The organism is Candidatus Nitrospira neomarina (genome assembly GCF_032051675.1).
Classification (GTDB): Bacteria; Nitrospirota; Nitrospiria; order Nitrospirales; family UBA8639; genus Nitrospira_E; species Nitrospira_E neomarina.
On sequence record NZ_CP116968.1, the window covers coordinates 918,197 to 935,324 of the forward strand.

14 protein-coding genes are annotated in these 17,128 nt (G+C 51.0%); 10 read left to right on the forward strand and 4 right to left on the reverse strand.

Features of this window, described 5'->3' with window-relative positions:
* Window positions 1–381: 381 nt before the first annotated feature.
* The 4 genes from PQG83_RS04100 to PQG83_RS04115 all read right to left on the reverse strand — a co-directional run bounded on the left by PQG83_RS04100 (window position 382) and on the right by PQG83_RS04115 (window position 7,588).
* Complete coding sequence (locus tag PQG83_RS04100; RefSeq protein WP_312747091.1) at window positions 382–2,370, reverse strand: alpha-1,4-glucan--maltose-1-phosphate maltosyltransferase; 1,989 nt, start codon at window positions 2,368–2,370, stop codon at window positions 382–384.
* A 143-nt stretch (window positions 2,371–2,513) separates the two neighbouring features.
* Window positions 2,514–5,846: a maltose alpha-D-glucosyltransferase gene (treS, locus tag PQG83_RS04105; protein ID WP_312747092.1), complete on the reverse strand. Its 3,333-nt coding sequence runs from the start codon at window positions 5,844–5,846 to the stop codon at window positions 2,514–2,516.
* A gap of 183 nt (window positions 5,847–6,029) precedes the next feature.
* Window positions 6,030–6,893: a mechanosensitive ion channel domain-containing protein gene (locus PQG83_RS04110; protein WP_312747094.1), complete on the reverse strand. Its 864-nt coding sequence runs from the start codon at window positions 6,891–6,893 to the stop codon at window positions 6,030–6,032.
* Window positions 6,894–7,165: 272 nt separating this feature from the next.
* The gene (locus PQG83_RS04115; RefSeq protein WP_312747096.1) at window positions 7,166–7,588 is read right to left on the reverse strand and encodes a DUF4398 domain-containing protein; all 423 of its coding nucleotides are present in this window, start codon (window positions 7,586–7,588) and stop codon (window positions 7,166–7,168) included.
* A gap of 615 nt (window positions 7,589–8,203) precedes the next feature.
* On the opposite strand from PQG83_RS04115, the gene PQG83_RS04120 reads away from it, so the two are divergent.
* The 10 genes from PQG83_RS04120 to PQG83_RS04165 all read left to right on the forward strand — a co-directional run bounded on the left by PQG83_RS04120 (window position 8,204) and on the right by PQG83_RS04165 (window position 16,825).
* Complete coding sequence (locus PQG83_RS04120; RefSeq protein ID WP_312747098.1) at window positions 8,204–8,857, forward strand: Crp/Fnr family transcriptional regulator; 654 nt, start codon at window positions 8,204–8,206, stop codon at window positions 8,855–8,857.
* Window positions 8,858–10,300: 1,443 nt separating this feature from the next.
* The gene (locus PQG83_RS04125; protein ID WP_312747100.1) at window positions 10,301–10,489 is read left to right on the forward strand and encodes a hypothetical protein; all 189 of its coding nucleotides are present in this window, start codon (window positions 10,301–10,303) and stop codon (window positions 10,487–10,489) included.
* A 275-nt stretch (window positions 10,490–10,764) separates the two neighbouring features.
* A complete protein-coding gene (locus PQG83_RS04130; protein WP_376753570.1) occupies window positions 10,765–11,304 on the forward strand; it encodes a ferritin-like domain-containing protein in 540 nt (179 codons plus the stop codon).
* 1,478 nt (window positions 11,305–12,782) lie between these two features.
* Complete coding sequence (locus PQG83_RS04135) at window positions 12,783–13,208, forward strand: hypothetical protein (protein ID WP_312747104.1); 426 nt, start codon at window positions 12,783–12,785, stop codon at window positions 13,206–13,208.
* A 503-nt stretch (window positions 13,209–13,711) separates the two neighbouring features.
* On the forward strand, window positions 13,712–13,870 hold the full coding sequence (locus PQG83_RS04140; RefSeq protein ID WP_376753551.1) for a DUF3309 family protein: 159 nt from the start codon (window positions 13,712–13,714) through the stop codon (window positions 13,868–13,870).
* Between the two features lie 282 nt (window positions 13,871–14,152).
* The gene (locus tag PQG83_RS04145; protein WP_312747108.1) at window positions 14,153–14,590 is read left to right on the forward strand and encodes a DUF1499 domain-containing protein; all 438 of its coding nucleotides are present in this window, start codon (window positions 14,153–14,155) and stop codon (window positions 14,588–14,590) included.
* A 220-nt stretch (window positions 14,591–14,810) separates the two neighbouring features.
* Entirely contained in the window at window positions 14,811–15,038 is a 228-nt protein-coding gene (locus PQG83_RS04150) for a CsbD family protein (RefSeq protein WP_312747109.1), read from the forward strand.
* Between the two features lie 67 nt (window positions 15,039–15,105).
* Window positions 15,106–15,453, forward strand: coding sequence for a hypothetical protein (locus PQG83_RS04155; protein WP_312747110.1), 348 nt, complete (start codon window positions 15,106–15,108; stop codon window positions 15,451–15,453).
* Between the two features lie 268 nt (window positions 15,454–15,721).
* Window positions 15,722–16,093, forward strand: coding sequence for a response regulator (locus PQG83_RS04160; RefSeq protein ID WP_312747111.1), 372 nt, complete (start codon window positions 15,722–15,724; stop codon window positions 16,091–16,093).
* Window positions 16,094–16,159: 66 nt separating this feature from the next.
* Window positions 16,160–16,825: a Crp/Fnr family transcriptional regulator gene (locus PQG83_RS04165; protein ID WP_312747112.1), complete on the forward strand. Its 666-nt coding sequence runs from the start codon at window positions 16,160–16,162 to the stop codon at window positions 16,823–16,825.
* The last annotated feature ends 303 nt before the right edge of the window (window positions 16,826–17,128 follow it).

Sequence of the window (17,128 nt, forward strand, 5' to 3'; positions counted from 1 at the left end):
AATTACTGAGTATTTAAAGGCATATTCAGAAATGTCAAAAACGGGTCCGAGAAGAGAATGTGACTGGCTTTAAATGAGAGAAACATTGTCTCAAAAGGAGACAAACTGTCTCTTCTGTTGCTGGGATTTTTGTACTTGAGATGACCTAATGGTGAGGGTTTGGGTTTTTCTGTTTCTCAATTTCCTTGCGGATGAGTCGCGGGGATCAATCTGATGTGCGGCAAATACAAATGCGTGCCGCAATTCGTCGGTTATGTGTGAGTTGAGGTGCTCGTTGAACATTGCGCTCATGACGTCTCCGTTGAAGGTCAGACCCCTGCCAAGAATTGGCAGAGGCCGATTTTTCATTGTGGGGTACGAAAACCTGCGGATCGTTCCCTGTTACATGAAATAGTCAAAGTCGCTTTCACGACGAGTCCGGCGGCGGAGTGCGAAAATCGCGGCCGGTTCGTCGTTAGGATCCAATCGAATGGTGTAGTCACCTCCCACGACTTGATGGCGATAATCTTGAATGAGTTCATGCAATTGATAGGTGTCCTGTTCACCAATGCCGCATGCTTCAATCGGAATTCGCAGGCGAGCCTCATGGATGGTATAGGGATCCATATTGATCGCGAACAGAAGAATGTCTGTCTTGTCGGCATTCATTTTTCCATAGAAAAGAATGTGGTCGTTGTCGGATGGGAAAAATTGCAGATTGGTGAAGGTGTGTAGGGCAGGGTGATCCCGTCGGATCTGGTTGATGCGGGTGATATAGTCACGGATGTTTCCAGGACGATCCCAATCCCAGTGGCGGATTTCATATTTTTCCGAATCCTGATATTCCTCGGTTCCGGGAATCGCCTTATTTTCACAGAGTTCATAGCTATTGTAGATCCCGTAGGTCGGGGAGAGCGTGGCGGCCAGCACGAGCCGGAATTTAAAGGCCGGCCGACCTCCCTGTTGGAGAATTTCCGGCAGGATGTCCGGTGTATTGGCGAAAAAGTTCGGACGGAAATACTCTTGCATTTGTGTCCGGGTTAATTCGGTCAGGTATTCGGTCATTTCTCCTTTTGAATTTCGCCACGTAAAATACGTGTACGATTGGGTATAGCCGGCTTTGGCCAGGACCCGCATCATTTTTGGACGGGTGAAGGCTTCCGCTAGAAACAACACATCAGGATGCTCCAACTGAATTTCCCGAATGAGCCATTCCCAAAAGATCACGGGTTTGGTGTGGGGATTATCCACTCGAAAAATTTTGACTCCATGCTCAATCCAAAAGAGGAGGACCCGCTTCATTTCCTGCCAGATGTCCTGCCAGGCTTCGGTATAAAAATCAAATCCATAAATGTCTTCATACTTTTTGGGAGGGTTCTCGGCGTATTTGATCGTCCCGTCCGGGCGTTGCTTGAACCAGTCCGGATGTTGTGTCACGTAGGGATGATCCGGGGTGGCATTGATGGCGAAATCTATGGCGACTTCCATTCCGTGGTTTTTGACGGCTTGTTGAAAATGGTCAAAATCGTTCATCGTGCCGAGAGCCGGTTCGACCGCATCATGTCCTCCATGTCGACTTCCGATGGCCCAGGGACTGCCCGGATCGCCCGGCTTGGCCTTTAAACTGTTGTTGCGGCCCTTGCGGTTGGTCTCTCCGATGGGATGAATAGGGGTGAGATAGAGGACATCGAATCCCATATCCCGGATGGCCGGAAGGCGTTGTTCACAATCTTTAAATGTTCCCCCCTTTCCCGGCACGGTTCCTTCTGACCGAGGGAAGATTTCATACCAGGCGCCATACCGGGCACGCTCACGGTCGACAATCACTTCCAATTCCTTCTCATAAGTGGACCAGGCAGCCCGCTGTTCGTGTCGGTCGACGAGTGTGGCCACAATCGGATCCAGGGCGATGGCGATCCGGGCTTCCTGGTCGGAAGCCGACTTCCACTTTTCCAACCAGAGTTTCAGCTCGGACTTATCGGGACCTTTTGCTTTGGTCATCGCCTCTTTGACTTGGGCTTCCCCCTCCAATAATTCACTGGAAAGGTCCGGAAGCACCCCATGTTTCTTGGTCAGTTCAATTCTCCAGGTTTCAAAACTCCTGACATAGGCTCCCACGGAATACAGATACCGGGTATTTTCTGCAAGGAGAAATGATCCAGCCCACCGGTCATTATCGACGTGATGCATGGGGGTTTCCGACCATTCCTTCTGCCCCAGCACTTTGTAACGAAGTACGGCCCCGATGGTGTCGTGTCCTTCCTTGAAGACGTCCGCTGTGACCTCCAGGTTCTCCCCGACGATCCGTTTGACCGGATAGCGTCCCCCATCCAGTTCAGGCTCGACATGTTCAATGATTAGGGTTTGTAAGGTTTTGGGAATAGTAGACATGACGCACTCCTTCGTGTGTGGCTCTTCGAATATCCGTGTAGATGACGATTAGCGATTTTTTCTCCCGGCAAGAAGATTGGACATGTTTAAGCGATCGCCATGAGTCAGCCGGAATCCCGGTTCAAGGCTCAGTTTGAGAAACATCAGTCCACTTCTAAAATTTGGAGTATGCCATCCAGGGGGATACGCACCCAATCGGGACGGTTATTGAGTTCATAGCCGAGTTCATAGATCGCTTTTTGGAGTAAATATCCATTCAGCAAAACTTGGATGTCATCCGATGACGGAGGGAGAATGTCGCGGACTTCTTTGATGGAGAGGTACGCCTTGAGATAGCTGACGCTGACCCATAGTTGCCAATAGCGGGCCCAAGGTTCAAGCAAAGAAAAGTCTTCCGGTCGAACACCCTCGACCAATCCAATAGAGGAGGCATGCGCCGCGTAATGAAAGGATCGCAGCATGCCCGCGACGTCGCGCAGGGGGGATTCCTTCAGTCGTCTCACATTCAAGGGCCTGGCTGGTTCGCCTTCAAAATCGATGATGATGAAATCTTTTCCGGTATAAAGCACCTGGCCGAGATGGTAGTCGCCATGGCACCGGATGCGGGTGCAGGTGAGTTTCCGGTCACGTATGGTTAACAGACGTTTGCGTAATCGGCCTTCTCCTTCCAATACGTTTTTTGCGAGAGATTGCACCGGGTCCTGAAGCCCTTTGACCTGAGTGCGAAGAAGAGGAAAGTTCATGTTGACCGTTCCCAGCATGCTCTGATACAGACCACGCCGGTAAAAATCGGTGAACGGTTCTGGTTTAAACTCCGGATCTTCGGAATCGGAGGCGAGCGCGGCGTGCAGTTCTCCTGTTCGAAGGCCCAACAACCGGGCCTCTTCCAGATACGGACCAATCCATTCGCGGGCGCCACTCGGGATCTCCTCGTCGACCAAGGCCATCAGCGATTTCTGGGGAATGGACGAGGTCGTAATGGCTGTGGGGTGGGTCAGCGCTTCTTCCAGATATCGACTGAGTTCATCCAACGTGTATTTCCAGGCGTCTCCTTCGTTTTGTATAAATTTTTGTAGGATACCAAAAGTCAGGAGGTCGCCATTGTCCCGTTGATATTCAATGGATCCTGCCAGGGGGGCGATGTGCGGAAACCCTTTATTGGTTAAAAACCGTCCAATTTCAAAGTCAGGATTCACGCCGACTTCGGCCCTGCGGTAGATTTTTAAAATAAAGTCATGTCCAAACAAGACCGAGGAGTTGCTTTGTTCACCCTTTAACAATGTTGGTTCAAGGGTAGGAACCTCTTTCTGTAGCTGGCGTCTGAAGATTTTCGTGGCTTGAGTGGCCAGATCCCCCGCCGGACCATTAAACCGGCGGTTTCGGGAAATACTCTCCATCAGCATTTTTTGAAACTCCCGATCCCAAATCGCATCGATAAGCAGGCCTTCCTGCTCACCGTCTTTCATTTTAACTCGCACGCGTGCAATGGCTGCCGGAGAGTCTACGAGTGAGGCCATGCGATCGGCCGGGAGATACTGCAAGGGTAAGAGGTACATCTCCGGTTCTCCCTCGGTGTATTCCACGCGGATGAGCGCGAGGACGGCCAATGGATTTTCCTGCGGGAGAGGAATCGTTTCCGTGATTTCCACGAATTGCATGATGCGGGCTTTGCCGCCAAACCACCGTCGGCCTTGTAGGTACTGGGGTAACACATTTTCAAGTTTGACCTTTTCCCGTTTATGGATGAGGTTATCCCAATCTTTGGAGATCGTGATGGTGGGTAGGCCGTGTTCCGTCTTTCCCTGAGCCTCAAGTTGTTTGGATTCAACCGGGTCCAAGGCAAACCAGTAAAAGGCGTGTCCGCTCAGCGTGAGCAGATAAGGCAAATCGCCAATGGCTGGAAATTTACTCCGTCCGAACAAGGTCATTGGACGTCGTCCTTTGAATTCAGCGAGATCAAGTTCCACCCATTGGGCATGGCGGGATAAGTTCACGGCCACCAGAATCGTTTCGTCCTGATACCGCCGGAGGAAGACCAGGACTTTCCGATTGGACGGATGAAGAAATTCAATGGATCCTCGTCCAAAGACCTTATAGCGTTTACGCAAGGAGACAATGCGTTTCATCCACCAGAGGGGAGACTGTGCGTTATTTTGTTGGAGTTCGACGTTAACGGCTTCGTAATGATATTCCGGGTCAATGATAATGGGCAGATAGAGTTTTTGCGGATTACCATAGGAAAATCCGGCATTGCGGTCGGCACTCCATTGCATGGGAGTCCGAACTCCGTTCCGGTCCCCTAAATAAAAATTATCCCCCATCCCGATTTCTTCCCCGTAATAGATGACCGGTGTACCCGGCATCGAGAATAACAGGCTGTACATCAGTTCAATCTTTTTCCGGTCATTGCCCAGAAGCGGTGTCAAGCGCCGCCGGATTCCCAGATTGATCCTGGCCTGCTTATCATGGGCAAAGACGCGGTACATATAATCCCGTTCTTCATCCGTGACCATTTCAAGTGTGAGTTCATCGTGATTGCGTAAAAAAAGTCCCCATTGGCAGGCTTCCGGAATGGCGGGAGTCTGGTCCAAAATGTCGATAATTGGAAACCGATCTTCCATTTGCATCGACATGAATAGGCGGGGCATCAAGGGAAAATGAAAGTTCATATGACATTCATCGCCCTTTCCGAAATAGGCCGCGGCGTCTTCCGGCCATTGATTGGCTTCCGCCAGAAAGAAACGGTTTTTGAATTTTTTATCGACGTGCGTTCTCAGTGTTTTGAGAAAGGCATGCGTTTCCGGGAGGTTTTCACAATTGGTCCCTTCCCGCTCGAAGAGATAGGGCACGGCATCCAGTCGCAAGCCGTCCACACCCAGTTCCAGCCAGAAATCCAGGACCTCAAAGATCGCCTTTTGCACCTCAGGGTTGTCGTAATTGAGGTCCGGTTGATGAGAAAAAAAACGATGCCAGAAATACGCCTTGGCCACGGGGTCCCAGGCCCAATTCGAATGTTCGGTATCTTTAAAAATGATGCGGGTGTCGGAATAGAGATCCGGGGTCTCACTCCACACGTACCAATTCCGCCATTTGCTGCCGGGCGGGGCTTTCCGCGCGCGCTGAAACCAGGGGTGTTGATCCGAGGTGTGATTCACCACTAATTCAGTAATCACGCGTAACCCGCGACGATGGGCCTCCCGCACAAAGGCCTGAAAATCTCGCCTGGTTCCATAATGTGGATGAATGTTGGTGTAGTCGGAAATGTCATAGCCATCGTCCCGGAGGGGAGAGGAACAAAAGGGTAGCAGCCAGATCGCGGTCACACCCAGATCCTGGAGATAATCGAGTTTTTGGGTAAGTCCTTTGAAATCGCCTATGCCATCGGCGTTACTATCGCAAAACGCCCGAACATGGAGTTCATAAATAATGGCGTCTTTGTACCAGAGGGGATCATTCTCGAGTATGTCGACAATCATGGAGGTGCCTTTCCTGAATCGGTATATTCACTGCTTGTCCTCGGCCCTACCCGGTGAGTAGGCCCTCGATGTGAATCGTGGAATTGGCAATTTCTGGATTGATGGCTGTTCAGCGAGGATACTGAACTATAAAAACGAGTGACATGATTTACCATAAAAAGCGGTGGAAAGGCTAATTCACTGTTAATGTGAAGAATGAGATTCTTGTATAACCAGGCGGGGTGCAAAGGAAAATTCAGCAAGAAATTTTCGAAGGATCGCTTGTTCCAGGCGTGAGGGATATTGAGTCGGACAGGGCACGCGGAGTAATAAATTAATGCGGCCTGGCTCAGGCAACTGAATGGTGACCCGTGGTTCAACGGAGGGGGCATCCAACCACAGCTTGCCTTCGAGTTTTTTGAGATAGGTCCTCGCCTCATTGATAAACGGGGCGGCCTCTTCTTCTCCGGCCTGCAGCAGGAGACGTTCGGCAGTTTTCCAATCATCATCAGTACTTAAGGGGACGGTCACAATATGGAGGCGGTATTTTTTTGTATAGGTTTCATTGGTTAAGGGGTGATCGAAAATAAAGCTGTTGGGAATGACCATGGCCCGGCCGGTATATTGATGAGAGGTCTGGCCTGGTCCGATTTCCAAAACCGTGGTGGTCAGGGCGTTGTGGTCGACCACGTTTCCCCGAATGCCCCCGATTTCGATGCGATCCCCCAACGAATAGGCTTTGGTCAGCACCCGGAGTCCTGATCCGCTCAAGCAGTCAATGATTTCTTTGGTGGCGAGGACAAAGGCGACGGCGACGGCAAACACGGAGACGGCAAAAGTCTGGAGTTGCGGCGCCCAAATGAAAATCATCCCGAGGATGAACAGAAAGAGCAGGCCATTTCTGAGATTGACCGCCCACCGTCTCCGTGTTTCCACGGAAAGTTCGGTTGACCGGAAGAGACTGTGGTGGATCCCCATCCTGACGATCAGAATGATTAAAAAGAGAAAGAAGGTACTCAGGCCGTACCGAATGAGCATGTCGCCGGTCGTACCTACAATAGGTTCCACGTGTAACTCCTCATGACCATGGTGTGAATGGAAGGCGCTGAGATCCCCAGGAGAACCATGAGAGACTCAGTTATCATTCGGAATCTGACCGATTGAGAAAAAGGCGTATGGCCAGGAATTGGCAGATGAACGAAAAAGAGGATCACAATCCCACGGTTCAGGGTGAAAACGAATGAGCAAGGGTCGTCAATAGACAGATCAGTTCAGAAATGACAACCAAACTTCTCAAATCATACTGTATTTGTTCTCCTAATCAAAGGGGTTGGCAGGACTCACGGAGCTTGAGGACCATTTCTCCTTTCGCGGTTCTTGAAGAAAAGGCCCCCATTGGTCAGTCGAAGCTCTTCGAGGTAGCTGTGAACTGAAAGAAGCAGTGGAGAATCTCTGTCTGACATCGAAGATTTCTGTTTTTCTTCCTGGGCCAGTGAGAGGGCTTGCTGGGCATCCGTTTGTGCCAACATGATTAATCGGGTGGCCATAGAATAATCTCGAGCCCAGAACATTTTTCTGGATTGTTCATGAAATTCTTCTTCTCCGATCGTCAGTTCACTTTCCGCTAAACTGTAGAGATCAGGTGCGAAGGTCAAGGCTCCTTCCCTCCTGGCATGTTCCACCGCTTGACGGGCTTTCTGTAATTCGTGAATTGGCGGATCCTGACAGCCGGTCATCAGGACACTCAAGCAGAAGAAGGCCATATATATTCCCGCGGGGGAACGCCTCTGAGTCCTCGCCACGAGTTGCTTTATCGGGGGTTGCTCTTCTTCCAAAATGGGACCTTGATCTAGAAATTTTCCGGGGGAAGGACGGTCGCGCTTCTCCTTGGACTCTCAATGGCTGATGTAGCAAATCCTACGCCAATATCGAATGGGAATGGCTGTTGATAGATACCGGATTTTCAACTATTTTTGCTGAAGGGGCCCCGATGCGGGGGACAGTTTGGCCCGTGGTTGGACCCTTTGTCCCGATCTGGTTAGTGAAGGAGAAGAGGCCACAGGGTGGAGTGGTGATCATTCGCCGGGGAGAGCCGGTTTTCCCTAGGGACCGTGTGCGAGGAGAAGGTTGAGGTGACCCGAGATGTCCGAGCCCCGGCGTCTTGGAATTTCCCGCAGATGGTGAAATTGTCTCACAAGATGGTGGGGTGCGGGCGATGAGCGCCTATCAGATTTGTTCTAACCCAAGACCTTGAGGCATCGATTCAGTAAATGTATTGATCAGATAATGGCAATTGTGGAAAAATGCCTTGCATTAACTGGCTTCTAGTCCAAATCCCCCCCCTCCCTCTGACTCGGGCCTTTCAAAGGAGATAGCCTATGCCACGCAGGTCGGCATCGCCGTTTAACCTCCAGAAGTTCCTGGCTCAGGACGGTAGCGGCAAAAAAATTCTGACGTTCCCTAAAAAGCAGAATCTCTTTTCGCAAGGTGATGTGGCGGATGCCGTGTTCTATATTCAGTCAGGCCAGGTCAAACTTTCGGTGGTCTCCAAGCAGGGGAAGGAAGCTGTCTTCGGGATTGTGGAACAAGGGGGGTTTGTAGGGGAAGGGTGTTTGGCTGGACAGCGGGTGTGCATGGCCACGGCGACAACCCTGGAAGACTCCACTCTGGTCCGAATTGACAAGCAGGCGATGATCCGGGTGCTTCACGAGGAACCCACCTTCTCGACGATGTTCATGGAATATCTCCTGGCTCGTAACGTTCGCATCCAAGAAGATTTGGTGGATCAGCTGTTTAATTCGGCTGAGAAGCGGCTCGCGCGGGTGCTGCTCCTCATGGCTCATTTTGGCAAAGAGGGCAAGCCGGAACCGGTCCTTGCGAAGATTAGTCAGGAAACGCTTGCCGAGATGATCGGGACCACGCGGTCCCGGGTCAGTTTCTTCATGAATAGGTTCAGGAAATTGGGCTTCATCGAGTACAACGGCGGGTTGCACGTGCACAGCTCCCTCCTCAATGTCGTCCTCCACGACTAAATTCCTCCATTCGTTCTTACTACTTAGCGGATAGACACTTTACTAACCATTGGGTCAACCTCGTAACTATTCCCCTCCCTTGTCCACTGAGCAATATTGAACAGACAACTCGCGGTGTTTCGTTTACTGTGAACGCTGAAAATGCGGCTCACCGGCATGACGATGGGCGAGAAGGAGGTGACCCCATGAGCGGTCGAGTGACACGATTTATCCCCAGAATGATCCAAAAGTTGAGAGATTCTTGTTGTAAGTGAGGTCCGGCTGATCGAAATGTAGTTCTAATATCCAGCACCTTGGGTCCGCATTTGTGCCACAGGTGGGCCCCATCCGTACTTAAAGGGAGAGTGACAAAGGGATTGTCCTGTAAGCGAGTAGGCTGAGAAAGGCTACTTGGAGATCATTTTCAGGAACCTCAACGCACAGGTGAGGTTCCAGCTCGGGATCAAGGTTGAGAAGTTCAGACAAACGGTGGAAGGGCATCGGCCACGAGCTCCTCAGAGTTGAGGGATCCACGAGCGACCTAAAGGTGACGGCAGTACTGAAACCTACATCGTTTGTTTATCCCTATGAGAGTGTGAGGTGAGCATCATGGCACAAACGCACACAAGAAAAAGACAGGACTTTATCCGGGTTCCTTCTGTGGTTCATCCTGCTCGTGATTCCTCTTTCACCTGCCCCAGATGTCAGGGACTGTTCGTTCGAGTATTTTGCATGGACATATACGACGGCACTGGAGAAAATGGGTTTTGGGCCCTTCGGTGTCTTCAGTGTGGAGAACTTATTGACCCCCGGATTCTCCAACATCGTATCTTGATACCCCCGTCAGTCCAAAGGTGACGTTCCCATCAGCAACCCCCCATGCCCCTGTCCTAATCAGCAACATTCGAGGCTTTGTTTTACACAATCCGAGGGCCGAACGCATTGTGCATGGATGCGACGGAAGATCATCCTGAATGTCGGCAACGACGAGCCCACCACCACTTAATGTGGTTAAACGACTTCCCGGTCGATGAGGACAAACATGCAACAGATCTTGGCGTTCCGCTGAAAGAGGTCGGCTCAAAATCCGATTCCCGTCGTGGAAGCGGATAGGCTGCGCCAAGCGGTTTCCGGATCAATTTTTCAAGCTGAGCAATTTTGACCAGACCGGTGCCGGTCTTCACGCCATAATAATCAATCCCCGGGAGAAGATAAGATACCAGGATGTAATTTCGGAATGACAACTGAACGATCATTCTTTCACACGGCGGGGAGAAACCCATGCACCCAGGATCCACTGAAAGAGCAATGGATGCCGCGACGGATGATCGGATTCAACGAGTGCAGGCATAACTCACAGGCACCATAAAGGAGATACCATGATCATGGCCCCGGAAACGCTTAAGCCACGCGTCTGGAACGCACGGACCGTGCGGGATATCCGACCGCTCCCTGAACATGCATATGGTCCTGTGGGAGGGGTATGTCAGCGCCACCAATGCCTTGAATGAACATCTTTTCGATCTCATAAATGATGGCAAGCTGGTTCATGAAGAAATGCCGGCCTATTCCGAACTGGCCAGACGGCTGGGCGGAGTGCAACCTGAACTCGGTGAGTCCACGTTTTTCCAAGCGTTGGATGAGTCATCATGAACATGGGGCGGTGGCGGGGTTCATTTCGATCCTCGTCATGGATGGGTGGGGAACGCCTAACTTCTCGATTGCCAGATTTCCGAAAGAGGGTCCATAACCGAGTGTTGGCCTAATATCGATTGACAGTTAATGGAGAAGCGGTTGCAGCATTGTGGGAGGATGAAAAAAGGCCTTGGGGGACATGTACCCGGTAGAAGAGAACCGTCGGCACGCCCCGAAAGGAGGAATCCGTGGAAAAGGATGGAATCGGGAAAGAAACTATCGGGCTGACTGAGATGAAGACGCCCCGGGCTCGGGAACGAAAAGGGCTTAAAAATAGCACCATAACATCTGGATTTAAGGACAAGGCGAACATGGTGGTCAAGTTGCTCAATGAAGCACTCGCCACAGAGATCGTTTGCGTCCTTCGCTATAAGCGCCATTATTTTATGGCAGCCGGGATTAGTTCATTCAGCGCGAAGGCTGAGTTTCTCCAACACGCCCTGGAGGAACAAGCCCATGCCGATCAATTGGCCGAACGCATTGTTCAAATCGGGGGAGAACCGAACCTGGCTCCCGAAGGGTTCCTGAACCGGAGTTACCCGGAATATGTCGAAGGAGAGTCATTGAGGGAGATGATCACGAAAGACCTAATAGCCAAACGGATGGCAATCAACAGCTATCGGGCTTGGGTCGCCTCTATCGGCGCTTATGATCCCACGACCTGCAAAATATTGGAAGGGATCCTTGCCCAAGAAGAAGAACATGCAGAGGACAGGGCGAGTCTCCTGAAGATATTGGGCCCTGAAGTGATGTCTCATCGACCGACCCGCTAAGCCGGCAGGAGAACACGGTTCATGAGGGGAAATGGTTCTCGTACTACGCAGATGGCAGGGAAACCGGAGTACGAAGGCCTCAGAGTTGGGAAGCCTGGCTAGCATGGAAACGAGCTTTAAAGCCAAGACCGGTACCATCAAAACACAAAGGGATTTATTTTCAATTTTTCTTACCTGCCTGAAGGGAGGCCTATTTGCAAACGTGTACCCTTCCAGTCAATGGTGTGATTTCGAATCCGGAGGACTTTAAGGAATGTATTTCGGCCAATTTCTCATTTTTTCTGGGACGTTCATCCAGCCTTATCCGACGAATTTTACAAGAACTAGGCCAATGGACCCACAATACTGGACATGAAAAATTGCTTCTCAGACTGTCTTTTGAGCTGGTTGACGGTTCATTGAGTATTGCCCATCTCAATTGCCATGCCGGCCATCCTTGTTGTTGGATGGCTTTATTTCGGAATTCTTTGGAAGGTCCCAGGAAATAAAACCCTCTGCGGCTTCCAATCCCATCATGTAAGCCCTTAACCATACCACGCCAACCCTGCGTCGGTTCACCTTCCATACACACCTGCGGAATGAGTACCTCGTGCTGGTCCCCCTTCTGCAGTTCTGTGCCCAGGATCTTGCGGAATTTCAGGACCTGGACATGACACAAAAATTGGGCGTTCTCGCCAAGATCCAATCTACCCTCGAGTCGGGCGGTCCCGACTGATACGCGGCTAAGTTCATCGTTGACTCTTCCATGACACAAGGACGTCTCCTTGAGTTGGTAGACAAGCCTTTGCGGGACTCTCCGGATATCTGAAGCTTCGATAGAGAAGCGTAGCGAGGGACGAGGCAAGATATGTAGTAAGCCAAACTACTTGTGTTGTCCAGAATGAAAGCTCGCCGATTTCAAGTTGAGTGAGACTAAGCCGGCTGCGGAAAGAATTTCCCCCATGTGAGCAATTTGGAACAGACGGCGAGCGGTCGCTGGTTTATCATGCAAGTGATTGCCATGGAATCCGTGGCAGAGCGAACGTGGCTGGTTTAACAATGAATAAATCTTTGGAGGCCTACGACAGAACCCTAATGACGATTATGTTCAAGCAATGTTATCGCTGTCGGCTCATCTATGACCACGAGGAAGCCCCAACGCCATCAGGCAATATCAGTCATGGGCTCTGCGGGCGTTGCCTTCCAAAAGAAAGGGAACGCCTTGGTCTCCAGATCAAGTAGGAGTTGGGTTTGCCCTTAGGTCTCTCATAAGAAGCAACCATGGAGCTGATGCACCCAACGCACGCTTCTCGGATCACCGAGCACAGTTGACGGGACATGAAATCTGCGATCTGTGTGCAATATTGACCAGACGACACATCATGTAGGTGTTAACGTTAAGAAGTTCGGGAAGGAGAATTATTTACCAAGCAGAACATGTTCTGCTTGCGCATGAGGTGCTTGAGGCGCCGATGCATGCATTTCAAAGGAGGTTCGTGATGAACGTCTGTAAAGTACTTGGTGGAGTCGCATGTGTGAGTTTGTTGCTGGGAACGGGAGCCTTGGCTGAGATGGTGGGGGGTGAGCCTGGAACATCGATCAATCCCAAAGAGAATGTGCCAAATGAGATTCAACGATCCACTCCGAGTGGAGGAGACTTTGGAAAGAGCGGCTCAGGTCCCGGTGATCGAAGTGACGCCCTATCAGGCATGGAAAGGGAGAAGGCTGTGGATGTCACTGAACAAGGGTTGGAACAAAACGCCGAAAAGACTCATGAGGGTGGAGCCGCGGTGGCCGCCGAAGAACTTCAAGAGAAGGGCGATCAATCAGACAAAGATATTGCTGCTCAAAGCTCTCATAAAGACATGAAGAAAAAGCTCCCAAAGAAAGAGCTGGAACAGGCCGATCCTTCCGTGAAGGAGTAAAGCGGGCTGGAAGTCAAAATGAACGCCTACGCCAGCCTGCCTGTCAATCGGGCAGGTTGGGCTATCTGCCGACAATCAGTTGGCGATCCATAAATCACCTCCAGGATGCGACATCCCGGCCATTTCGGTTGTGTCAACTAGTGCCAGCACTTCCTCTCAGAATGTAGTCCGAACGCCCTCTTTCCGTGACCTCGGGGACCTGCTTCAAAAAGTTGGTTGGCGACCGTCCCTCCTCCACACTTCTAACATGTAAAATGGCGTGGGCGCTCCTATGTCGGTGCCCTTCTTGATCCTTTCTGCCGCGATCCATTCCCCAGTCTCCACTGGTTACCCAAGATTTTGGCTGGAGGCCTGCCATCTCTTTTGTGTTGAACACGGATGGACCCAGGATCCTGATTCTTCACCGTGAGCAATAGTGAACAGACAAAAAGAGCTGGGGTTGATAGGGTTCCGGCCGTTCGTGGCATGTATCATACGCAGTTAACCATCATTGGAAAACGGAGGTGCACATGAACACCATACTCCTCGTTATCCTGATCCTACTCCTTCTTGGCGCGTTGCCGACCTGGCCTCATAGTGCGAACTGGGGTTATGGCCCCAGCGGAGGGTTAGGGTTGGTCCTCTTGATTTTGGTTATTCTGTGGTTGACGGGCCGGCTGTAAGGTCTAGGAAACCATCATCCCAACCCGAATGACGCTCATCCGAGCAGAGGGAGAAGTTTTTTGATTCGGATTTCACGCATGGCGGTGTCGGTTCGGTGGAGCCCAACGAGTCGGTTTTCGGCGGCATCCATATTTAATCCCGCTAGATTGATTAATTTCGATCAGTATTTGTGGGTGTTCGTGCCAGACTGCATTCCTTTAGATTGGATGGGACCAGTGTTTTGTCGGGCCGAAACCTGATTTATCTAGGTGTCTCTCGTCGAATATAAAGGGAATGCTCTCATGACGAAAATGGTTTTGATGTTCTTCTTATTTATGGCCATGATGGCCCATGGAGCAACAGAAGGGGAATTGCAGATACAGGATCATCGTTTTACCCCGTGCCCAGACAGCCCTAATTGCGTCTCTACACTTAGTGACACTGAGGAGCATGGCATAGCACCTTATCGCTATGAGAAGACGCTGGCTGAGGCCAAAGCGGTGTTGAAACAGGTTGTCGGTGAATTGAGTCGCACCGAGTTGGTTCAGGAAGAGGAGGTCTACCTTCATTACGCAGTCCGAAGTTTTCTGTTTCGCTTTGTTGATGATGTCGAATTTCTGTTTGAAGACGCCACAAAGACTATTCATTTCCGGTCGGCATCACGGGTGGGCTACTCCGATTTGGGTGTCAACCGCAAGCGAATGGAGGAAGTTCGAAGTCTGCTGGAGGGCCGGATCTAGCCACGTGTGGGCTCATGGAAACAATCCTCAACTTCTGGAAGGAAGGGGAAAAACAATTTTTTTCGCCAAATCAGCGTCCCGGCTCGTCATAACGCGACGACACTGTGGTCGTTCGCCCAGTGAGCAATATTGACCAGACATCGTCCAACCTTTCGTCCACAGTGACCCATTACAGGGACCGATGGAGACCGTACCCAGCGATAACGGAAGTGAGAAACACATGAACGCAGATCAAATCAAAGGAAAATGGAGGCAGTTCAAAGGTGAACTCAAGCAGCAGTATGGCAAGTTTATCGATGATGCCATGCAGCAGATCGAAGGAATTGACGATATGGTCTTCGGTAAGGTGCAAGAGCGGTACGGTGACGGAAAAGATGAATTCATGAAGCGGGAGCAGCAGTGCCGCAACCAGTCGACGGCTGATGCCACAAAGCAAAAGACACGCTGACGAAAAATTTTCAAGAAGAGAGATTGATCATCTGCGAGAAAAATTCAATCCAGAAATAGAGAAAATCATGAAAATATCCTATCTCATAATAATTTGCACTGTTCTACTTGTCAGCGGGGCCATCAGCATTGGGTCGACGGACATCATTGGCAAGGCCGGTGAGACCACACCGATCACTAACGGGTGGATGTTCGCCGAGCGGCAGATTGATGAAGAGACTCCTCATAGACAGCTACGGCTACTCCACAAGATCAATACCGATGCGGCTTACAAGGCGGCGGAGAACAGTCAACCCTCAATGGAGTCCGACGACAAGGGTGAATCCGTTCAGCCCCGTCGCCTTCATGTCAGCCGTGAACAATTGACCATTTTCTCCTTGTATCTACTTTCGATGAAGCCATTAGGGCACGTGTAAGCGAGCGCATGGCGATGAACGCTAATAAGGCTATTCAGACCAAAGCGGAAGTGGTCTCACTCACGAGCGAGGTCCCGGTTATTCTGATCCGTTGATCCTAGTGGGCCTGGGCAGCTTGTCGATCTCAGGGGATAGTTCTCACGGAAAAGTGTCTCAGGGAAAAGAGAAAGACTCACGCATCGGGAAACACATGACCCGTTGAAATCAAAATGGGCGATGCTTCGCAAGTGCATGCCAAACCATTTCTGACAAAAGGTCTCCTTTTAAAGTGATAAAAAAACACATTCTCGTGGTTGATGATGATCCTTCCTTGAGGGCCCTATTCCAGGCTCTCCTGGAAAGTTATGGGTACACTAGCGAAACGGCAGCGAATGGCCTGGAAGCGCTGACCAGAATCGCGCAGGCCCCCTTTGACATTGTCCTGCTCGATTACATGATGCCAGGGATCACCGGCTTGGCGGTCTTACAGTATATGCAACGGCACCATCCGTCCACTCCGGTAATGATGCTGACCGGCCATTCCGAGGGACCGGTGGGCGCCCAGGCGCTCGCCGCGGGGGCGCGAGTCTGTTTATCCAAACCCTTTAACTGTGCGGAACTGAAAGAGGCCCTGAACTCTATGGTTGAAATGCATGCGTAAGACCAGTCGTATCCGGGCAGGTGGCTTCACCAGAAGTTGCTCACCCTTGTCACCTTAAGAGGATGTATGGAACCTAAACGAACACCCTCGTTCAATCCCAAAACCTTCCTGAGGCAAGTCGGGAACGGTAAGACCATTATGTTGTGTAAAAAAAACCGTGTTCTTTTTTCGCAAGGAGAGACGGCGGATGCCGTCTATTACATTCTGGAGGGAAAAGTCACGCTCACGGTTGTTTCCCAACGCGGCAAAGAGGCCGTTGTGGCGATTCTGGAGCCAGCGACCTTTTTTGGGGAAGCCTGCCTCACGGGGCAGGTGTTGCGCCTGGAGGCCGCGACCACGGTGGGTGTCGCAAAAATCGTTCGCATTGGCAAAGCGGCCATGGTCCGGGTGCTTCACGACGAACCCACCTTTTCCGAACTGTTCCTCACGCATCTCCTGGCTCGAAACCTCCGCATCCAAGAGGATCTGGTCGATCAACTCTTCAATTCCAGCGAGAAGCGGCTGGCCCGCGTGCTGCTTCTCATGGCCCATTTTGGGAAAGAAAGCAAGCCGGAGGCCGTCATTGCGAAATTGAGTCAGGAAACGCTTGCGGAAATGATCGGCACCACGCGCTCTCGCGTCAGTTTCTTCATGAATAAGTTTCGCAAACTGGGCTTCATTGAATACAACGGCGGATCGAACAAAGAGTTGCACGTGCACAGCTCCCTCCTGAACGTCGTGCTCCACGACTAAGATTCCTTTTCCCCTTCCACTATGCCGGTTCCGGGGAATTGATCCAGATCGAGTTTTGCCGTATCTCCCCCATCATCAATTCTGAGCAAAATTGACCAGACAGGTTTTGTCCGGAGGCCTATTATTCAGGTAAGGGCAGTTTACACAAGCAGACCTCTATCTCCCCCGCTCAAGGAAGGTGGATTCATCCGCAAGAGGGCCTGCCATGAATTGTCCACCGGTCGTCTAGCCAAAAATGGATCTGCTGTGGGTTGTATCTTTCGCTGAACCATGTCGGCGGAGGGAGGCGATACCTGGTGTGAG